Annotated in this window: 19 protein-coding genes; 16 read left to right on the top strand and 3 right to left on the bottom strand. The window is 43.2% G+C overall.

Features of this window, described 5'->3' with window-relative positions; all coding sequences use genetic code 11:
- The first annotated feature begins 193 nt into the window (after positions 1–193).
- The 8 genes from uvrB (at position 194) to SB775_RS03605 (ending at position 10,876) form a co-directional block, all read left to right on the top strand.
- Complete coding sequence (gene uvrB / locus SB775_RS03640) at positions 194–2,179, top strand: excinuclease ABC subunit UvrB (protein WP_061466296.1); 1,986 nt, start codon at positions 194–196, stop codon at positions 2,177–2,179.
- Between the two features lie 6 nt (positions 2,180–2,185).
- On the top strand, positions 2,186–5,065 hold the full coding sequence (uvrA, locus tag SB775_RS03635) for an excinuclease ABC subunit UvrA (protein ID WP_410860558.1): 2,880 nt from the start codon (positions 2,186–2,188) through the stop codon (positions 5,063–5,065).
- Positions 5,066–5,290: 225 nt separating this feature from the next.
- Positions 5,291–6,397, top strand: coding sequence for a DUF4097 family beta strand repeat-containing protein (locus SB775_RS03630; RefSeq protein WP_410860557.1), 1,107 nt, complete (start codon positions 5,291–5,293; stop codon positions 6,395–6,397).
- Between the two features lie 559 nt (positions 6,398–6,956).
- Positions 6,957–7,892 (top strand): HPr(Ser) kinase/phosphatase, encoded by a 936-nt coding sequence (gene hprK / locus SB775_RS03625; protein WP_061465574.1) that lies wholly within the window; start codon positions 6,957–6,959, stop codon positions 7,890–7,892.
- A gap of 26 nt (positions 7,893–7,918) precedes the next feature.
- Positions 7,919–8,731 (top strand): prolipoprotein diacylglyceryl transferase, encoded by an 813-nt coding sequence (gene lgt / locus SB775_RS03620; protein WP_410860556.1) that lies wholly within the window; start codon positions 7,919–7,921, stop codon positions 8,729–8,731.
- A 27-nt stretch (positions 8,732–8,758) separates the two neighbouring features.
- A complete protein-coding gene (locus tag SB775_RS03615; RefSeq protein ID WP_410860554.1) occupies positions 8,759–9,703 on the top strand; it encodes a nucleoside recognition domain-containing protein in 945 nt (314 codons plus the stop codon).
- Positions 9,693–10,361, top strand: a complete 669-nt coding sequence (ppaX, locus tag SB775_RS03610) for a pyrophosphatase PpaX (RefSeq protein WP_410860552.1) — start codon at positions 9,693–9,695, stop codon at positions 10,359–10,361. The genes SB775_RS03615 and ppaX overlap by 11 nt, the downstream gene beginning before the upstream one ends.
- On the top strand, positions 10,358–10,876 hold the full coding sequence (locus SB775_RS03605) for an acyltransferase (protein WP_410860551.1): 519 nt from the start codon (positions 10,358–10,360) through the stop codon (positions 10,874–10,876). Before ppaX ends, SB775_RS03605 begins: the two co-directional genes overlap by 4 nt.
- Before the next feature lie 33 nt (positions 10,877–10,909).
- Here SB775_RS03605 and SB775_RS03600 read toward each other — a convergent pair whose 3' ends face one another.
- The 3 genes from SB775_RS03600 to SB775_RS03590 form a co-directional block, all read right to left on the bottom strand.
- Positions 10,910–11,053, bottom strand: a complete 144-nt coding sequence (locus SB775_RS03600) for a YwzD family small protein (RefSeq protein ID WP_410860550.1) — start codon at positions 11,051–11,053, stop codon at positions 10,910–10,912.
- Positions 11,054–11,124: 71 nt separating this feature from the next.
- The gene (locus SB775_RS03595) at positions 11,125–11,796 is read right to left on the bottom strand and encodes a class D sortase (RefSeq protein ID WP_410860548.1); all 672 of its coding nucleotides are present in this window, start codon (positions 11,794–11,796) and stop codon (positions 11,125–11,127) included.
- The gene (locus SB775_RS03590; RefSeq protein WP_410860547.1) at positions 11,786–12,856 is read right to left on the bottom strand and encodes a processed acidic surface protein; all 1,071 of its coding nucleotides are present in this window, start codon (positions 12,854–12,856) and stop codon (positions 11,786–11,788) included. The genes SB775_RS03595 and SB775_RS03590 overlap by 11 nt, the downstream gene beginning before the upstream one ends.
- A 487-nt stretch (positions 12,857–13,343) precedes the next feature.
- Between SB775_RS03590 and SB775_RS03585 the strand changes: the two genes are divergently transcribed.
- The 8 genes from SB775_RS03585 (at position 13,344) to hisIE (ending at position 19,914) form a co-directional block, all read left to right on the top strand.
- On the top strand, positions 13,344–14,531 hold the full coding sequence (locus SB775_RS03585) for an ATP phosphoribosyltransferase regulatory subunit (RefSeq protein WP_410860546.1): 1,188 nt from the start codon (positions 13,344–13,346) through the stop codon (positions 14,529–14,531).
- The gene (hisG, locus tag SB775_RS03580; protein ID WP_061466290.1) at positions 14,521–15,150 is read left to right on the top strand and encodes an ATP phosphoribosyltransferase; all 630 of its coding nucleotides are present in this window, start codon (positions 14,521–14,523) and stop codon (positions 15,148–15,150) included. The genes SB775_RS03585 and hisG overlap by 11 nt, the downstream gene beginning before the upstream one ends.
- A 16-nt stretch (positions 15,151–15,166) precedes the next feature.
- Complete coding sequence (gene hisD / locus SB775_RS03575) at positions 15,167–16,447, top strand: histidinol dehydrogenase (protein WP_410860545.1); 1,281 nt, start codon at positions 15,167–15,169, stop codon at positions 16,445–16,447.
- A gap of 103 nt (positions 16,448–16,550) precedes the next feature.
- Entirely contained in the window at positions 16,551–17,138 is a 588-nt protein-coding gene (hisB, locus tag SB775_RS03570; protein WP_089361946.1) for an imidazoleglycerol-phosphate dehydratase HisB, read from the top strand.
- Positions 17,139–17,771, top strand: coding sequence for an imidazole glycerol phosphate synthase subunit HisH (gene hisH, locus SB775_RS03565; protein WP_089361945.1), 633 nt, complete (start codon positions 17,139–17,141; stop codon positions 17,769–17,771).
- Positions 17,768–18,502: a 1-(5-phosphoribosyl)-5-[(5-phosphoribosylamino)methylideneamino]imidazole-4-carboxamide isomerase gene (hisA, locus tag SB775_RS03560; protein ID WP_410860544.1), complete on the top strand. Its 735-nt coding sequence runs from the start codon at positions 17,768–17,770 to the stop codon at positions 18,500–18,502. Before hisH ends, hisA begins: the two co-directional genes overlap by 4 nt.
- The gene (gene hisF, locus SB775_RS03555; protein WP_410860543.1) at positions 18,503–19,261 is read left to right on the top strand and encodes an imidazole glycerol phosphate synthase subunit HisF; all 759 of its coding nucleotides are present in this window, start codon (positions 18,503–18,505) and stop codon (positions 19,259–19,261) included.
- Positions 19,258–19,914 (top strand): bifunctional phosphoribosyl-AMP cyclohydrolase/phosphoribosyl-ATP diphosphatase HisIE, encoded by a 657-nt coding sequence (hisIE, locus tag SB775_RS03550; protein WP_284469275.1) that lies wholly within the window; start codon positions 19,258–19,260, stop codon positions 19,912–19,914. The genes hisF and hisIE overlap by 4 nt, the downstream gene beginning before the upstream one ends.
- Positions 19,915–19,963 lie beyond the last annotated feature (49 nt).

Below are 19,963 nucleotides of genomic sequence, written 5' to 3'. Positions count from 1 at the left end.
AACATTCCATTTCCCTCAACAAACCATGAGTCCATAAAACTAAAAAGTAGAATGGATGTTCGCTTATTGCTGGTTTGTTTTGAGGCTATTGTGGTAGAATGAGTATATATACTTTCTTAAACCGGAATAAATAGAAGGGATATGCTCATGTCCCGTTTTCATATAAAAATATTTCAATAGGAGGCTATGCTTGGTGAAGGATAAGTTTGAGTTAGTCTCAAAATACTCTCCTCAAGGAGATCAACCTGCAGCAATTGAAATGCTTGTCGAAGGCATTAAAGAGGGAAAGGAAATGCAGACATTATTGGGGGCAACGGGGACAGGGAAAACGTTTACCGTTTCGAATGTTATTCAACAAATCAATAAACCGACACTTGTCATTGCCCACAATAAAACGTTGGCAGGGCAGCTTTACAGTGAGTTCAAAGAGTTTTTCCCTAATAATGCCGTTGAATACTTCGTCAGCTATTATGATTACTACCAGCCAGAAGCTTATGTTCCCTCCACTGATACATTCATCGAAAAAGATGCAAGCATCAATGATGAAATCGATAAACTGCGTCACTCGGCAACCTCGTCATTGTTCGAAAGGAAAGATGTCATCATCATTGCCAGTGTTTCGTGCATATATGGGCTGGGTTCTCCGGAAGAGTACAGGGAGATGGTTGTTTCTCTCCGTACAGGCATGGAAATAGACCGAAATGCCTTGCTCCACAGGCTCGTGGATATTCAATATGAGCGGAATGATATTGCTTTTCAACGGGGAACTTTCCGCGTTCGCGGTGACGTGGTTGAAATTTTCCCGGCATCACGCGATGAACATTGTGTACGGGTCGAGTTTTTCGGAGATGAGATAGACCGTATCCGTGAAGTCGATGCCCTGACTGGTGAAATCACAGGTGAACGCGAACATATCGCTATTTTCCCAGCTTCCCATTTCGTAACCCGAGAAGAGAAAATGAGGATAGCCATTCAGAATATCGACATGGAACTGGAAGAGAGATTAAAGGAATTAAGGGAAGATGAAAAACTTCTTGAAGCACAGCGCTTGGAGCAACGGACCCGTTATGATTTGGAAATGATGCGGGAAATGGGTTTTTGTTCAGGGATAGAGAACTATTCCCGCCATCTAACGCTTCGCCCATCAGGTGCGACACCATACACTTTAATGGATTACTTTCCAGAGGACTTCCTATTGGTCGTGGATGAATCACACGTTACCCTTTCGCAAATCCGGGGCATGTTCAATGGAGATCAGGCACGAAAGCAAGTGCTTGTCGATCATGGCTTCCGTCTGCCGTCTGCAAAAGATAACCGCCCTCTAAGATTTGAAGAATTCGAAAAAAAGGTCCACCAATCCATATTCGTTTCGGCAACTCCGGGACCATATGAACTCGAACATACGCCAGAAATGGTTCAGCAGATCATCCGTCCAACCGGATTGCTGGATCCAACGATTGAAGTGCGGCCAATTGAAGGACAGATAGATGACTTGATCGGTGAAATACAGGAGCGGGTCAAAAAGAACGAACGTGTCCTCATTACGACCTTAACGAAAAAGATGTCTGAAGATTTAACTGATTATTTAAAGGAAATTGGCATCAAGGTCCAATACCTCCATTCGGAAGTGAAGACCTTAGACAGGATAGAAATCATCCGGGAACTGCGAATGGGCAAATATGATGTACTTGTCGGAATCAATCTATTAAGGGAAGGCCTGGATATTCCGGAAGTGTCATTAGTGACCATTCTGGATGCCGATAAAGAAGGGTTCCTTCGCTCGGAACGTTCGCTTATTCAAACGATGGGCCGTGCAGCCCGTAATGCAAACGGCCACGTTATCATGTATGCAGACCGCATCACGAATTCGATGGAACTTGCCATCAATGAAACGAGGCGGCGCCGTGAAATACAGGAAAATTATAATAAAGAGCATGGAATAATGCCTCAAACCATTCAAAAGGATATCCGAGACTCCATCAGGGCCACACATGTAGCCGAAGAAGGAGAAGCGTATAAAGAAGATCTTGCACCAAGCCTCGCGAAGCTCCCTAAAAAAGAGCGTGTTAAAGTGATGGCAAGCATGGAAAAAGAAATGAAGGAAGCTGCTAAGGCACTGGACTTCGAGCGAGCTGCCGAGCTACGTGATTTATTACTAGAGCTAAAAGCGGAAGGGTGACGAAACATGGCAATGGATAAAATTGTGATAAAAGGCGCCAGGGCCAACAATTTAAAGAATATTGATATCACGATACCGAGAGACAAACTTGTTGTGCTAACCGGATTATCCGGATCTGGAAAGTCTTCCTTGGCCTTTGACACGATTTATGCAGAAGGGCAAAGGCGTTATGTGGAATCACTGTCCGCTTATGCGCGTCAATTTTTGGGCCAAGTGGATAAACCGGATGTCGATGCGATTGAAGGTTTGTCACCAGCCATTTCCATAGACCAGAAAACGACCAGTCGAAATCCTCGTTCAACCGTGGGGACTGTTACGGAAATCTATGATTATTTAAGGCTGTTATATGCACGGGTGGGCAGGCCGACCTGTCCGATCCATAATATTGAAATCACCTCACAAACGATTGAGCAAATGGTGGACCGCATCCTTGATTACCCTGAGCGAACCAAGCTCCAGGTATTGGCACCGCTTGTCTCAGGCAGAAAAGGGACACATGCAAAGGTTTTGGAGGAAGTTAAGAAACAAGGATATGTCCGAGTTCGTGTGAACGGGGAAATGCATGATCTTAGTGATGAGATCACTCTCGAAAAAAATAAAAAACATTCGATTGAAGTCATAATAGACCGGATCGTCATTAAAGAGGGTGTCATGGCGCGGCTGGCAGATTCACTGGAAAGTGCTTTGAAGCTTGGCGAAGGCAAGGTCATCATTGACGTTATGGGTGAAGAAGAGCTGCTGTTCAGTGAACATCATGCTTGTCCATACTGCGGATTTTCGATTGAAGAGTTAGAGCCGAGGATGTTCTCCTTCAATAGCCCTTTTGGAGCCTGCCCGGATTGTGATGGTTTGGGGGCGAGGCTTGAGGTGGACCGTGATCTGGTCATCCCGAATAAGGAATTAAGCCTCCGTCAGCATGCTATTGCGCCATGGGAGCCGACGAGTTCTCAATATTATCCCCAGCTTCTTGAAGCGGTAGCCAACCATTATGCGATAGATATGGATATGCCCGTTAAAGATTTACCGGAAGATAAATTGGAGAAGGTCTTGCTTGGTTCAGGTAAAGATAAGATTTATTTCCGTTATAAAAATGATTTTGGAAGAGTGCAAGAAGGATATATTCCTTTTGAAGGAGTTTTAAGAAACATTGAAAGGCGCTTCAAGGAGACGAGTTCAGACTTTATTCGTGAGCAAATGCAGAAATATATGTCAGAACACCACTGTCCAACCTGTAAGGGTCACCGATTGAAAAAAGAGAGTCTTTCTGTGCTCATACAAGGGGCCCATATAAGTGAAACAACAGCTTTATCAGTGGAAGATGCGTTAGTATTTTTCGATAAGCTTGATCTGACTGAAAAGGAAGCTGCAATTGCGAGATTGATTTTACGTGAAATTCATGAGCGGCTCGGTTTTCTAGCCAATGTAGGTTTGGAATATCTGACGTTGAGCAGGGCGGCAGGAACATTATCAGGCGGCGAAGCGCAACGTATACGATTGGCGACGCAGATCGGTTCCCGATTGACAGGAGTCCTGTACATCTTAGATGAACCTTCAATAGGGCTGCATCAGAGGGATAATGATCGATTAATTGAAACGTTAAAGAATATGCGCGAAATCGGGAACACCCTGATTGTTGTTGAGCACGATGAAGATACGATGCTTGCAGCGGATTATTTGATCGATGTTGGTCCTGGAGCTGGAGCCCATGGGGGAGAAATAGTGGCCGCTGGGACTCCGGAAGAGGTCATGAATAATCCTAAATCGTTAACGGGCCAATATTTAGCAGGGAAGAAATTCATTCCTTTGCCATTGGAACGCCGGAAGAATGATGGCCGTGTCATTGAAATAAAGGGTGCCAAGGAAAATAATTTGAAAAACGTTAATGTAAAATTCCCTCTTGGAGTCTTTACAGCCGTTACAGGAGTCTCGGGATCAGGGAAAAGTACATTGGTGAATGAGATCCTCCATAAGTCTTTGGCTCAAAAGCTGAATCGGGCCAAAGCTAGACCAGGAGATTTCCGTGAGATCAAGGGCATTGAGCATTTAGACAAAGTCATTGATATTGACCAATCACCGATCGGTAGAACGCCAAGATCAAATCCAGCTACCTATACAGGTGTATTTGATGATGTTCGTGACGTTTTTGCCTCGACTAATGAAGCGAAGATCCGCGGTTATAAAAAAGGACGATTCAGTTTCAATGTGAAGGGCGGCCGCTGTGAAGCTTGCCGTGGTGATGGCATTATCAAGATTGAAATGCATTTTCTCCCTGATGTCTATGTCCCATGTGAAATCTGTCATGGGAAACGTTATAACAGGGAAACGCTTGAAGTGAAATATAAAGGGAAAAACATCTCTGACATTCTCGATATGACTGTTGAGGAAGGCGTTAGTTTCTTTGAAAATATCCCGAAAATCAAACGTAAGCTACAAACGATTTTTGACGTTGGCTTGGGTTATATCAAGCTTGGACAGCCTGCGACCACTTTATCAGGGGGGGAAGCGCAAAGGGTGAAACTTGCTTCTGAATTGCATCGCCGTTCCACTGGGCGCTCCTTTTATATCTTGGATGAACCAACTACAGGACTTCATGTCCACGATATAGCGAGGTTGCTTGAGGTCTTGCAGCGGCTGGTTGACAATGGGGATACAGTTTTGGTGATTGAGCATAATCTGGATGTCATCAAGACGGCGGACCATATTATTGACCTAGGTCCGGAAGGCGGAGACAAGGGCGGAACGATCGTCACTTATGGTACACCTGAAAAAATATGTGAAGTGTCCGAATCATATACGGGGAAACACTTAAAACCAGTACTGACTCGTGATCAAATTCGCATGGAAAATTGGATTGAAGAAAAAGAGCAAGAGCATGAACATGCTTAAAAGAACAAGCCGGCCGGCTTGTTTTTTTTGTAGAAAAATGACAATGTGCATTTAATCAATCATTTGATTAAACAATAGGTAAACATGATATTTCCGGGGAAATCGTACATTTCCCTTTTCGGAAATTGTCATTTTCCTTTGTCGAATGATGGGAAAAATGGTATTTATGAAACTTTTTAGATATCTGGGCGTATGTATAAATAAAATGATAGGAGAAAGCGAGGAATGTTCATGCAGGAGGAAAGAAAGAAAATTTTAGAAATGATTCAAGATGGCAAGCTATCAGCGGAAGAAGCTATGGGCCTTTTAGAAGAGTTAGAAAAAGCTAGTCAGGAAAGTGAAGCAAAAGAGCAGAAATTACAAAATGAATTATCGACGGTTGTCGTGGATAAGCAAAGCGAAGGAAGCACTCAGGATACGTTTAAGAAGAATATCCAGTCATCGAAGGAAAAGATTATTGATTTCGTTGAAACTGCTTTTAAGAAAATCAAAGAAACAGACCTTGATTTCAATTTCGGGAAATCTGTGGAGGTCAGTCATATTTTTCAACATGATTATGATTTTCTAAATGAAGTTGATGTAGATATAGCAAATGGGAAAATAAGAATCGCTACATGGAATCAGAATGATGTCCGGGTTGAATGCCAAGCTAAGGTATACCGGGTGGAGGACATGGAAGAAGCTAGGGAAAACTTTTTGGAGGAAGTCGATTTTTCGATCGAGGATGGAAAGATGAAGTTCAAGGTTCGTGAAAAATCCATAAAGGTCGATACGATCATGTACATTCCAAGGAAGGAATATGATGACATTCATGTAAGGATGTTCAATGGTGCAATCACGACAGAGTCATTGAAATCAGAGAACCTTAAAGCAAAAACAGCGAATGGTGCCATTCATATCATGCAGGGTACAGGTGATTCGTGTGAGCTTGAAACGGGTAATGGAATGATCACCATTTCAGATACCAACTTTAATTACTTGGAAGCTGAGACCCTGAATGGAGCGATTAATGCCGATGGGTACTTCAAGAAAGTGGATGTTCAAACTTTCAATGGGGAAATCGTCTGTACAAATTCAGGGATGGATTGCGATTCAATACATGCTAAGTCAGTTACAGGAAAAGTCCAGCTGATCCTGCCACAAGGTAAGGCGATTGAAGGAGAGTTAAAATCCAACTTAGGAAGCTTTAATGTAAGCTTGGAAGGAATGACCATCATCGAAGAGAAAAGTGATGTCGTTCAAAAGGTCCTTAAGTTTAAAACGGTTAAAGAAGAGGTCCCTGTTCTTCATGTTTTTGCAGAAACCAAGACTGCTGCGATAACGGTTTCCTGAAGAAAAATAAAGTACGCTGATATAACTGGCGGGCTCAGAATGTAGGCAAATCCGATGAAAATCGAGTTTGCCTACATTTTTTTTATGTCTTGTACAATTTGGATGTTGATTTCCGCTCCAGACAATCGCTTTTCCTAGCTTGCGCCTGCGGGGTTCTCCCCTGGACGCACTTTTCCTGCAGGAGTCCCGCACGCTCCTCTCCAATCAACTTTTTTATTGAATTTAGATAGAAACCATACCTAAGTAGTTGAAGGCTTTGGAGTTGGTTCGGGAACATCATTTGTTGAAAGATACGTTTTCCGACTACTTTTGTCTACAAAGTGAGCCCGCCGATATAAACTGGCGGGCTTTCTTATATTGGCATGAAACGAGTGTAAGGATTCATGTATGTTCAGCTCATCTTTTTCCTATTCACAGGGACCTTCCCGCTGCCATCAGCCGAAGGAAGTGAATAAAAAATCAATAAATCGATAATGCTTTGTTTGGTTATTAACAGAAAAATGCTAAAATAGTAAAAGTATCTCTAGAAATAGCATCGCTCCAAAAGGAGGAAAGATATATGGCAAAAGTCCGTACAAAGGATATAGTTGAAGCGTTTGGCCTAGAACTTATCAGTGGGGAAGAAGGAATTAACCGACCAATTGTGACGAGTGATCTATCTCGTCCAGGACTTGAAATAGCCGGTTTTTTTGATTACTATCCCGCGGATAGAGTACAGCTTTTAGGTATGACGGAGATGTCCTTTTTTAATCGGTTGAATGAACCGGAGCGAATACAAAGGATGGAAGAGTTATGCAGGGACTTTACTCCAGGCATCATCATTACGCGTGGTCAGGAAGTGCCGATAGAGTTGATTGAAGCTTCTGAGCGGGAATCCGTTCCTGTGATGAGGTCTAGTATGAAGACAACACGATTATACAGCCGTTTGACCAATTTCCTTGAAAGTAGATTGGCACCAACTACTGCTGTTCATGGTGTATTGGTGGATATCTATGGGCTAGGTGTGCTGATCACCGGTAAAAGCGGCGTCGGTAAAAGTGAGACAGCCTTGGAATTAGTGAAACGGGGTCATCGTCTCGTAGCGGATGATTGTGTCGAAATCCGACAGGAAGACCAGGATACGCTAGTCGGGAATGCGCCGGATTTAATCGAACATCTTCTTGAAATAAGAGGGTTGGGAATCATTAATGTAATGACACTTTTTGGAGCTGGTGCAGTCCGGAGCAATAAAAAGATCTCAATCGTCATCAATCTGGAACTATGGGAAAAAAACAAGCAGTATGACCGGGTTGGTCTAGATGAAGAAAAAATGAAAATCATCGATACAGAAGTGACGAAAATAACCGTACCTGTACGTCCAGGCCGAAATTTATCTGTTATCATTGAAGTGGCAGCCATGAATTACCGCCTGAAACGAATGGGAGTAAATGCTGCAGAACAGTTTTCAGATCGCTTGAACCATGCAATTGCAGATCCGGAACATGATGAATTTTAAAAGGTTATAGGAAAAGAGGAGACAAAATGGAACAAGGAATACAGCCGCTGAATCCGATAGCGATTGATCTAGGTCCCATTCAGGTACATTGGTATGGGCTAATCATCGGTTTCGGTGTGTTATTGGGTCTTATTATCGCATTAAGGGAGTCGGAGCGAAGAGGTCTTGATAAAGAAATATTTACTGATTTAATTTTGTTTGCCGTCCCAATCGCGATCATTTGTGCCCGTATATATTATGTCATCTTCCAATGGGAGTACTATTCACAAAACCCAGGGGATATCATAAAAATATGGAATGGCGGAATCGCCATACACGGTGCATTGATTGGAGCGGTGTTAACTGCCATAATTTTTGCCAAGGTCAAGAAGGTCTCATTTTGGAAGCTGGTGGATATTGCTGCACCGAGCTTATTGTTGGGGCAGGCGATTGGCCGTTGGGGTAATTTCATGAATCAGGAAGCACATGGGGGAGAAGTAACAAGGTCATTCCTTGAAAATATGCATTTGCCTGAATTTATCATAAATCAAATGTACATAAACGGTACGTACTATCACCCAACCTTTTTGTACGAATCGATTTGGAATATCGTCGGTGTAATCATTCTCTTAAGTTTACGGAAAGTGAACCTGCGCAGGGGTGAACTATTTTTAACCTATGTGATATGGTATTCCATCGGCCGTTGTTACATTGAAGGATTCCGGACGGATAGTTTGATGCTGACGGAATCACTGCGGATCGCACAAGTTATCTCGATTGTGTTAGTAGTTGTTGCCATTGTTTTAGTGGTCTATAGAAGGGTCAGTGGGCAAGCAGTCAAAAGATATTTAGATGAATAGGGAATATGTGTAAAGGGAGAGGGCATAGTGATAGTGGATTCGGTTAAAAAGGGACTTCTATCTGGCTTGAATACAACTTGGTCTTTAGGAAAAGTCATATTTCCAGTTACTCTGATCGTCACTGTGCTTCAATATACGCCTGTATTACCATTTATCATCAACTTGATAGCTCCTTTAATGAATCTCATCGGTCTTCCAGGGGAAGCGGCCATTCCGCTCGTGTTAGGGAACTTCCTGAATTTGTATGCAGCGATAGCGGGCATATTAACGCTTGATTTGACTGTTAAAGAAGTTTTCATTATCGCTATGATGCTATCTTTTTCACATAATTTATTGATCGAGTCAGGTGTGGCGATGAAAACCGGTGTCAAGCTGTGGATTATATTAACAGTAAGGATCGGGCTCGCGCTGTTGTCAGCAATCGTCATCAATTTTGTTTGGCAGGGCGGATCTGAAATGGCCCATGGAGTGGCTATCGGGGAGACTGTTGAGATTACCGGAGCGGGTGCAATCCTTTTACATGGGGTCATCAAGGCCCTTTCCGGAATCGCCCAGCTGGCGGTCATCGTTATTCCGCTAATGGTAGTGGTTCAAATCATGAAAGATTTAAAATGGCTGGAAGCCTTCTCAAAAGCCCTTGCTCCATTTATGAAGGTTTTGGGGATGAAGCCGAATGCTTCGATGCCTTTCGTGACAGGTTTGACTCTTGGTTTGGCATATGGGGCAGGCGTAATGATTCAAGCAGCGAAAGAAGATAATGTCTCGAAGAAGGATATGACGATTGCATTCATCTTTTTAGTTGCCTGTCATGCAGTTGTAGAAGACACACTGATTTTCATTCCACTGGGGATTCCGGTCTTGCCGTTGTTATTTATTCGCTTACTCACGGCTATTGTTCTAACGATGGCCGTTGCGTATATTTGGAATCGGACTGACAGAGTACAGAGAAAGGGAGCTGTATATGAACGGTAAAATAACTACATTATTATTCGATCTTGATGGGACGTTGATCAATACAAATGAATTGATCATCGCCTCTTTTACAGAAACTTTAAATCATTTTTGTCCTGGAAAGTTCAATCGGGAAGATATCATTACATTCATCGGCCCGACTTTGGTTGATACTTTTTCGTCCATTGATCCAAAACGGGTGGATGAAATGATCGCTTTCTATCGGGAGCATAATTGGAAGAACCATGATTTGCTTGTCACACAATTTGACGGGGTATTCGAAACCGTTCAAACATTGAAGCAGAGCGGCTATAAATTGGCGGTCGTTACGACAAAGAAACGTGATGTCGTCGAAAAGGGCCTGAGATTAAGCAAACTGGATCAGTTCTTTGAAGTGGTGGTCACGCTGGATGAGGTTGAAAAAGCAAAGCCGGACCCAGAGCCTTTGGTAAAAGCTTTAAATCAACTCGGTTCGGTTCCTGAGGAAGCGATCATGATTGGTGACAGTTATCATGATATTTTGGGCGGGAAAAACACAGGGACAAAAACGGCAGGGGTCTCATGGTCCATTAAAGGTCGTGAATTTTTGGAAAGTTACCATCCTGACTATATGCTTGAGCAGATGGCAGATTTATTGAATATCGTTGAGGTTGAAAAGCTCATGGAGGATAGAAAATGAGACGCACGTTCCGCTATCCAGTTGAAGGGGCAAATTCACTATGGCATGTGTATAAGACCGTTCCATTCTGGAAAGTCGTAAAGAATTTTGTGGTGATACAGCTAGCGCGTTATACGCCTTTTCTGGGTATGAAGAATTGGCTTTACAGGACTTTTTTACATATGAAAGTCGGAAAGCATACTTCGTTTGCTTTGATGGTCATGCCGGATGTGATGTTTCCTGAAAAAATATCCGTGGGAATTAATACAGTCATTGGCTATAATACGACGATTCTCGCTCATGAATATTTGATTCATGAATATCGTTTAGGAGATGTAGTCATTGGGGATGAGGTATTGATTGGAGCCAATTCGACCATTCTTCCAGGGCTTTCAATTGGTAATGGAGCGATTGTTTCTGCAGGGACGCTTGTCCATAAGGATGTTCCAGAGGGAGCTTTCGTCGGGGGAAATCCAATGAAAATCATATATACGAAAGAGGAAATGCTTGAGAGGGATCAGCAAATTTCTTTATGAAAAAAGACTTGCCCAAATATGCGGCAGGTCTTTTTAATGGCATTTTGGGTATAGCGGAGTCAGTTCATTCTTTAGATGATCTATGACTTCGTTAATCGATATATTTTCCTTGTTCACTGTCGTTTCATAAGTGTCTTTCAAGATTCGAAAAAACTTTTCCTGCACTTGTTTATCCATACTCAGCTTGTCCACCTACAATCTTTTTAAGATTTATGAAGAGAGGGCTGAACAACTTCAGCCCCCATATCTCATTTATCTATTTCCGTTTTCAATAAATCGGCAACCAATACGTATCGTTCCGGTGCACTACCAATATATGAAAAAGGATAGCAGGTTGTTACTGTAAGTGTTGCTTTAGGCTTGGGAACGATCACGGTACGGTCATCTGCATCGACGATACGAACCTTCCTCACTTTATATGTAAACGTACCAGCTTTTGTCTTGGCTATCAGCAAGTCACCTTTACCGACTTCACCCAGATCTCTAAAAATGGTATCTCGATGCCCGGATAAAACGGAATTATCCTTTTCACCGGGGAGGACAGACCCTGCATAATGGCCGACACCCTTTTCGAGTTCATCTTCATCCGTTCCATGGTAAATTGGGAGTGTTGCCTCGATTTTTGGAATATAAAGCTCACCCATCAAATCCCCTGTCTTTGGCCGTTCATCATATAGTTCAGGCCCATCGGGAATATCTGCTTTCGTCTTCGGTCCTGGGAGCTTAGCCGTCGCCTCGACCAGCTCCGTCGTCTCAGGTGTTTCAGATTTATTCCATTTATATATGGCATAGCCTTTTAATAGTGTATAGGCGTTTGTCGTTGTAAAATAAAAACCAAGGCTTAAAAAGCAAACAGCCGTGATGAGTAACCATTTTCTCTTATGCCTGGATTGCCTATTTTTGCTCACCTTAATTTGCAAGTCTCGCTTTTCTAATTAATCCGAAAGCAATGCCCATCATCACTAAACCGATTAAAGCACCGAATAGGTAATTACCAGCCGTTTTAGGAAGCACTCCGCCTTTTTCCGTTTTATGTACGGGTTTTGCGTGTTTCTCGGGTTTCTTCTTCTTTTCTTTTTTTACTTCAACCACTTTCGAAATGACCTCAGTGGACTGTTTGATGTCATTCCCGGTTTCTTTCACTAAATCGGAACCAATCATTTCACCTGTCAATTTAAAATCGAGCAATAGATTGCCGTTTAAATCATAAATGGAAACTAGTAAACTAGCATTCGTCAATTCCTTAAGCTGGAATAAAGCCTCAAGGGATAGGTTTGTAGTGACGCCATCCTGAATTAAGGCGAATTTGAATTGAATTTGCAGCAAGTTTTGCAGATCATTATATATAGAAAGCAATTCCGCCACTTGCTCTGCAGACAATTCATCAATTGTTTCAAAATAATCGAGTTGGTTCATCCTATCGGAAATTGCCATTAAACGATCTTCAAAAGAAGGATCCTCGACGATAGGTAAAAGGTGGTTCATGAATCTATCCAGCTCTTCGTCTGTAAGATCGATCTCAGAAAAGAGCCCATCCATTAAATCGAGGATCTCTTCATCATCATATTCCGTATCTTCATCATCATAACCCATTTCCAAATCGATGATATCTTCTATGTCGTAAATGAAGTGGAAGGTATCGATGATGGAATCTCCTTCTTCCAATTCACCGTAATCTATTAATAATTCCGTAAGTTCAGCTTCGGTCATTTCATATTCTTTAAGTAGATCCTGTAAAGTCTTAGGAGTAACGGCCGGTCCTAATGTATCACGCAACTCTTCTACAGATTCCAATTCATTCAATGATAAGTCGTAAAAGCCTAAATACTCTTCCAATTCTTCTTGAGTCATTCTGACTTCAGAAAGGTATGCATTAAGCTCATCCTGGTCGATCTTAGTGGCGGCGAAACTCTTTGTTCCGCTAAAACCAAGCGAAAAAAGTACGATAAGCGCCACAAAAAAAGAAAAATATTTCTTCAATTCCATTTCCCCCTAAAAATTTATAATAATACCAAACTCCTAATATTATAAAACAGCTAAACCAAAAGGTATACATTTATAACAATGAATGGCTAAAGATAGGAATATTTATCCGGGGAAAAGGGTATGGCTCCTTCCAATTGACTTTAAAAACGGTCATGAGAAATATCAAAGACCGTCATGGGATTGGAGTAATGGGATTACTCACCTTTTTCTTGACGTTAGGTTGGGGCAGGGGTAAACTATTAGTAACTTCACCTTGCTACCATATTAGCGAACTAAAGTGATTTGATAGATTATTGTGAGTATTTATATGATTATGTCATTTTATTTGATAATATTTTTATATGTTATCTGAAATTTGGATTTAAGCCTGTAATTTTGGAAAGATAAACAAAAAGGAATTATGGCAATGACATTGGTTTTTGCCTTTAGGCGGACTGATTGGATATATATAGCAATCAATATTTCATAAGGAAGTGCAGTCGTGACGAAGCCATTTATGTTTGAGAAACCATTAGGCATGAGAGATACATTGCCGGTGCTGTATGAAACGAAAGTATCGGCCAGAAATAAAATGAGTGATGAAATCAAGAAGTGGGGTTATCAATTTATTGAAACGCCTGCTTTGGAATATTATGAAACAATTGGTGAGGCTTCGGCAATTTTAGATCAACAATTGTTTAAACTTCTTGATTCCCAGGGACATACGCTCGTACTTCGTCCCGAGATGACAGCCCCCATTGCACGAGTCGCAGCATCCAAATTATTAAAACAGCAAATTCCGCTTCGTCTGGCCTATTCTGCGAATGTATATCGGGCACAGCAGCGTGAAGGAGGCCGGCCGGCAGAATTCGAACAGATTGGTATTGAGTGTATCGGAAATAAGTCCATTAGTGCAGATGCTGAAATGATTGCCCTGCTTGCGGATGTTCTAAAGGCTGCCGGTCTTCAGGAATTTAAGATTTCCATTGGACATATCGGATTTTTACAAGAATTTTTCTTAAGCATTCTAGGTACGGAGGAAAGAGCCTCTATATTAAGGAAGTTTTTTTATGAAAAGAATTATGTTGGTTTTCGGGAGCATGTAAAATCGCTGCCGCTTTCATCCATTGATAAACAGCGGCTTATCGAATTTACCTCCTTAAGAGGCAGTGAAGGCACCCTTAAAATGGCGCAAGGGTTGGTTGAAAATAATAAAGGGCAAGATTCTTTGGCTGAACTGAAGGAATTGTCTGAGCAGTTGAAAGAATTTGGCGTCGATCAATATGTTAGCTTCGACTTAACATTGGTCAGTCATATGAGTTATTACACGGGAACTTTATTTGAAGTGTATGCGGGACATGTGGGTTCGCCAATCGGCAATGGCGGCCGGTATGATAATCTGCTTGGAAAGTTCGGCTGGAATGCTCCTGCCACAGGTTTTGCAATCCGGGTGGATCGCCTTGCCGAAGCTCTTGGGGAGCCGATGCAGCCTGTCGCACCGGAATGTATTTTATTCAGTCCCGAACGGAGATTGGAAGCAATTGAATTTGCAAGAACAAAACGATCCGAAGGGAAATTGGTAACGATTCAAGATATTACAGTTGTTCAAAATGTCGATGCTTTTACAAGAACATTTTCTGAAGTGCATTTATTTGTAGGGAATGGAGGGAATGGAAAAGATGAAAAGTAGCTTTTTAACGATTGCGATGCCAAAAGGGAGAATATTTGAAGAAGCGGCAGAGCTATTAAGAAGGGCCGGTTTTCGTCTCCCTCCTGAGTTTGATGATTCCCGGAAATTGATCCTTGAAGTGGAAGAGGAGAATCTGCGTTTCATTTTAGCTAAACCGATGGATGTCGTAACCTATGTGGAACACGGCGTTGCTGACATTGGAATTGCAGGGAAGGATGTCATGTTGGAGGAAGAACGTGATGTATATGAGTTACTTGATTTGAAAATCAGTGCCTGCTACTTAGCCGTGGCTGGTCTGCCTGGTACGAAAATAAGTGACATCGCCCCCAAAATAGCCAGTAAATATCCGAATGTTGCCTCCAGCTACTTTCGCGAGCAGGGAGAGCAAGTTGAGATCATTAAGTTGAATGGGTCTATTGAGTTAGCACCGTTAATTGGTTTAGCTGAACGAATCGTGGATATCGTTTCAACGGGACGGACATTGAAGGAAAACGGTCTCGTAGAATATGCAAAAATTGCCGATGTGACTTCTAGGCTGGTGGCAAACCCTGTCAGCTATCGAATTAAAGAAGCAAGGATTACTGAAATTGTCGATCGGCTAGCAGGAATTATTGAATAGTAAATGAGGTGAACGTATGAAAATAGAACGGTTTGCGGAAGGGATTTCACTGAAACGTTCAGTTGATGCAGGTACTGCCGATCAAAGAAAAGCGGTTCAGGATATTATTTATGAAGTCAGGAGAAGCGGAAACGCCGCTTTAAATAGCTATACCGAAAGTTTCGATGGTGTCAGTCTAGGGGAATTACTTGTATCGGAACAGGAAATGGAGGAAGCGGCAGCGGCCATGACTCCGGAGCAGCTTGATATTATTCAAGAAGCGGCAAATAATATTCAATTGTTTCACGAGAAACAAATTCGAAATTCATGGTTTATGACTGATGATACGGGAACGATGCTAGGACAAAAATTAACACCTCTTGATGCTGTGGGTGTTTATGTACCTGGAGGCACAGCGGCGTATCCTTCGTCTGTACTGATGAATACGATGCCAGCTAAAGCAGCGGGGGTGGAACGGATCGTTATGGTATCTCCTCCAGGGAAAGATGGAAAATTATCGCCGGCGGTGTTGGCAGCAGCCAAAATTGCCGGAGTTACGGAAATCTATAAAGTTGGCGGGGCTCAGGCAATAGCGGCTCTCGCATATGGGACGGAAACAATAAAAAAAGTGGATAAAATAGTGGGTCCGGGAAATATTTATGTGGCGCTAGCGAAGCGGGAAGTATTCGGAGATGTCGCCATTGATATGATTGCAGGACCAAGTGAAATAGCGGTATTGGCGGACGAATCCGCCATCGCCGCAGAAGTTGCGGCTGACTTGCTATCACAGGCAGAGCACGATCCCCGTGCTTGCAGTGTTTTGGTGACGACGTCCACGTCTCTTGCAGAAGAAGTGGCCGCAGAAGTGACCAAGCAGGTAGCGTTACTACCGCGCCATGATATTGCTGCAGCAGCCATAAGGGACTATGGGAGAATTGTTGTATGCGGGAATATGGCAGACGCTATTGATGCCATAAATGAACTTGCACCTGAACATTTGGAAATTGTGACCGATGATGCACTTGAAGTTATGGCTAAAATCCGGCATGCCGGGGCAATCTTCATTGGCCGCTTTAGCTCGGAGCCTGTAGGGGATTACTTTGCAGGTCCCAATCATGTGTTGCCTACTAATGGAACCGCCCGTTTTTCCAGCCCGCTGAATGTGGATGATTTCCAAAAGAAATCGAGCATCATCATGTATAGTGAAACGGCCTTCCGCAAAAATGCAGAAAAAATTGCTGCATTTGCCCGCATGGAAGGACTTGAGGCCCACGCCCGTGCCATCGAATCACGGGGTGTGAAAAAATCCGGGAAATAGTGCCTGAATCCTTACGAAATAAATAAAAAAACTGAAATAACGACTTTTGATATGCTTTTGACATCTTGGGAAAAGGGGTCTTACCCCGATAGGAGGACTTGTAATGGAACGTTTTGCTAGTGTGGAGCGAAAGACGAATGAAACGGAAATCAGTTTGAAGTTTGGTGTGGATGGTGAAGGTAATTCCTCCATTAAAACGGGCGTTCCGTTTATGACGCATATGCTGGATTTGTTCACGAAACATGGGAAGTTTGATTTGACTGTAGATGCAAACGGAGATACAGACGTGGATGATCACCATACAACTGAAGATATTGGCATTTGCTTGGGTCAAACGTTAGTGGAGGCCCTTGGAGACAAGCGCGGGATAAAACGTTACGGAAATGCTTTCGTACCTATGGATGAAGCACTTGCCCAGGTTGTCATCGATTTAAGTAATCGTCCGCATCTAGAGTTCCGGGCTGAGTTTCCTTCACAAAAGGTTGGTACTTTCGATACTGAACTGGTGCACGAGTTTCTTTGGAAACTCGCTCTTGAAGCCAGGATGAACCTGCATGTAATCGTTCATTACGGTCACAACACACATCATATGATCGAAGCAATATTCAAAGCGCTAGGACGGGCATTGGATGAAGCTACTACCATCGATCCACGGGTCAAAGGCATCCCTTCAACGAAAGGAATGTTGTAAATGATCGGGATCGTCGATTACGGCATGGGGAATTTATTTTCTGTAAGTAAAGGGCTGGAGCGTCTTGGTGCCGATTCATTCATTTCCGATGACCCTGAAGAACTTTCAAAGTCGAAAGGGATCATTCTCCCTGGCGTTGGCTCTTTCAGGGATGCCATGGGTCTTTTGGAAAAACAAAAGCTAGATGAATTCCTGAAGGAATATGTAGCAGGTGGAGGTTACCTATTAGGCATCTGCCTTGGTATGCAGCTTCTCTTTGATGAAAGTGAGGAAAATGGACCGGCAAAAGGATTATCGCTCATCCCGGGTAAAGTGGTTCGTTTTAAGGGAGTGGATGCGAATGACCAGGTTTATAAAGTGCCGCACATGGGCTGGAATCGTCTTGAATTTAAACACGCATCACCAGTGAATGAGGGGCTGGAAGAGGAACATGTTTATTTCGTCCATTCTTATTACGCCGATACGGATGAATCATTCGTTACCGCTTCGGCGACGTATGATGTGGAAGTGCCGGCGATCGTCGGTAAAGGGAATGTATTCGGAATGCAGTTTCATCCGGAAAAAAGCGGGAAGATGGGCATGTCACTCTTGAGAAATTATCTGTCATTAGTAGAAGGGAAGGAAGAAGCATGAGCAGCTTTACTATTTACCCGGCGATTGATATGCGCGGAGGCAAATGCGTCCGCTTAATCCAGGGAGATTACAATCAGGAAACCGTTTATGGCGATTCCCCCTTCGATATGGCTAAAAGCTTTGCGGACCAAGGAGCCGATTGGATACATATGGTCGACCTTGACGGAGCTAAAGAGGGAGTGCGCATCAATGATTCGTACGTAATTAAAGCTGCAAGTGAGTTAGGGGCCCGCATTCAAATCGGCGGCGGCATCCGTACTGAACGGGATATAGCCCATTACCTGGATAATGGAGTGGAACGTGTCATTCTAGGCAGCACGGCCGTTTCAGACCCTGATTTCACTAAAGATATGATTAGGAAATATGGAAGCCATATCGCAATAGGGATCGATGCGAAGGATGGCAGGGTTGCCACTCATGGTTGGCTTCAAACGTCTGGAACCCTTGCAATAGATCTTGGCAAATTACTGGCCGATGCTGGTGCAGAGATCTTTATCGTGACTGATATCGCGACAGATGGTATGCTTTCGGGTCCGAATGTGAAAGGTATATTGGCGATGGCGGAGGAAACTGGGAAAAAGGTGATTGCTTCGGGGGGCATTAGTTCCCTGGAAGACCTTATCACCCTCAAAGAATATGAAGCTCAAGGAATTGCAGGGGCAATCATTGGCAAGGCGCTTTATACGAATCGCTTTACTGTGGAAGAAGCACTAGAAAAGGTGCGTGGTTAAATGCTCACAAAACGAATAATTCCTTGTCTCGATGTAAAAGATGGACGCGTAGTTAAAGGCATACAATTTGTATCCCTTAGGGATGCTGGAGATCCGGTCGAGCTTGCAGCCTTTTATGATCAGGAAGGTGCCGATGAGCTTGTCTTCCTTGATATTTCCGCTTCACATGAAGGCAGGGAAACGATTGTCGACGTCGTTCAAGCGGTAGCTGGCAGCTTGGCAATTCCGTTTACAGTGGGAGGCGGTATTAATTCTCTAGCGGATATGAAGAAAATCTTACGCGCTGGCGCAGATAAGGTTTCCTTAAATACAGCAGCCATTCTGCGGCCTGATTTAATTAATGAGGGTTCTGATTATTTTGGGGAACAATGTATCGTTGTCGCTATAGACGCCAGATATGACGAAGAGCTTGGATCATGGCGCGTATACACCCACGGCGGTCGAAAACCGACTGAATGGGAAGTGATCGCGTGGGCGAAGGAAGCCGTCAGCCGCGGTGCAGGTGAAATTTTATTGACTAGCATGGATTGTGATGGGGAGAAACAAGGGTTTAATATCGCTTTAACAAAAGCGGTATCTGAAGCTGTTTCGGTGCCGGTCATCGCCTCAGGCGGGGCAGGTAACGCGGGGCATTTCCAGGAAGCTTTTGAAGAAGGTAAAGCGGATGCAGCATTAGCCGCATCGATTTTTCATTATAAAGAAACATCCGTCAAAGAAGTCAAAGCGTTTCTCAAACAACAAGGAGTGGTTGTACGATGAATCTTGAAACTATTAAATACGACGATAAAGGTCTAATACCGGCAATCATTCAAGATGCCGGAACCGGTGAAGTGCTGACACTTGCTTACATGAATGAAGAATCTCTAAAATTGTCCATCGAAAAAGGCGAAACGATTTTCTTCAGCCGCTCGCGCAATGAATTGTGGCATAAAGGAGCAACCAGCGGTAATATACAGAAAATCATCGAAATGAAGTATGATTGCGATCAAGATGCATTGGTGGTTCGAGTCGTTCCTGCAGGTCCAGCGTGCCATACAGGGGCAACAAGCTGTTTTAGCGAATCGATTTACCAAAACAATGAAGCTGGACAAGCCATGCAGGCGAATGTGACTTTCTTGGCGGAATTGGAAACATTGATTAAAAAAAGAAAATCGGAAATGCCTGAAGGTTCATATACAACTTACTTATTCGAAAAAGGCGTTGATAAAATCCTGAAAAAAGTCGGTGAAGAAGCCGCGGAAGTCATCATTGCTGCCAAAAACCGCGATGCAGAGGAACTTTCCATGGAAAGTGCCGATCTCCTTTATCACTTATTCGTTCTTCTTCAGGAACAAGAACTGCCTTTCCAAGCGGTGCTTGATGTATTGAAGGCTAGACATTCCGATAAGGACGAACCAAAAGAAACCGAATGAATGGTGATGGCCCTCCGTCATTAGGAGGGCTCAGACTGAAGACAAACTC

This window comes from Peribacillus sp. SIMBA_075 (assembly GCF_046534585.1).
This window is presented reverse-complemented; position numbering and strand designations above follow the sequence as displayed.

Coding starts and splice junctions, on each gene's coding strand:
- uvrA (WP_410860558.1), top strand. CDS start 2,186: ATGGCAATGGATAAAATTGTGATAAAAGGCGCCAGGGCCAACAATTTA.
- SB775_RS03630 (WP_410860557.1), top strand. CDS start 5,291: ATGTTCATGCAGGAGGAAAGAAAGAAAATTTTAGAAATGATTCAAGAT.
- hprK (WP_061465574.1), top strand. CDS start 6,957: ATGGCAAAAGTCCGTACAAAGGATATAGTTGAAGCGTTTGGCCTAGAA.
- lgt (WP_410860556.1), top strand. CDS start 7,919: ATGGAACAAGGAATACAGCCGCTGAATCCGATAGCGATTGATCTAGGT.
- ppaX (WP_410860552.1), top strand. CDS start 9,693: ATGAACGGTAAAATAACTACATTATTATTCGATCTTGATGGGACGTTG.
- SB775_RS03605 (WP_410860551.1), top strand. CDS start 10,358: ATGAGACGCACGTTCCGCTATCCAGTTGAAGGGGCAAATTCACTATGG.
- SB775_RS03600 (WP_410860550.1), bottom strand. CDS start 11,053: ATGGATAAACAAGTGCAGGAAAAGTTTTTTCGAATCTTGAAAGACACT.
- hisG (WP_061466290.1), top strand. CDS start 14,521: ATGAAAAGTAGCTTTTTAACGATTGCGATGCCAAAAGGGAGAATATTT.
- hisD (WP_410860545.1), top strand. CDS start 15,167: ATGAAAATAGAACGGTTTGCGGAAGGGATTTCACTGAAACGTTCAGTT.
- hisB (WP_089361946.1), top strand. CDS start 16,551: ATGGAACGTTTTGCTAGTGTGGAGCGAAAGACGAATGAAACGGAAATC.
- hisH (WP_089361945.1), top strand. CDS start 17,139: ATGATCGGGATCGTCGATTACGGCATGGGGAATTTATTTTCTGTAAGT.
- hisA (WP_410860544.1), top strand. CDS start 17,768: ATGAGCAGCTTTACTATTTACCCGGCGATTGATATGCGCGGAGGCAAA.
- hisF (WP_410860543.1), top strand. CDS start 18,503: ATGCTCACAAAACGAATAATTCCTTGTCTCGATGTAAAAGATGGACGC.
- hisIE (WP_284469275.1), top strand. CDS start 19,258: ATGAATCTTGAAACTATTAAATACGACGATAAAGGTCTAATACCGGCA.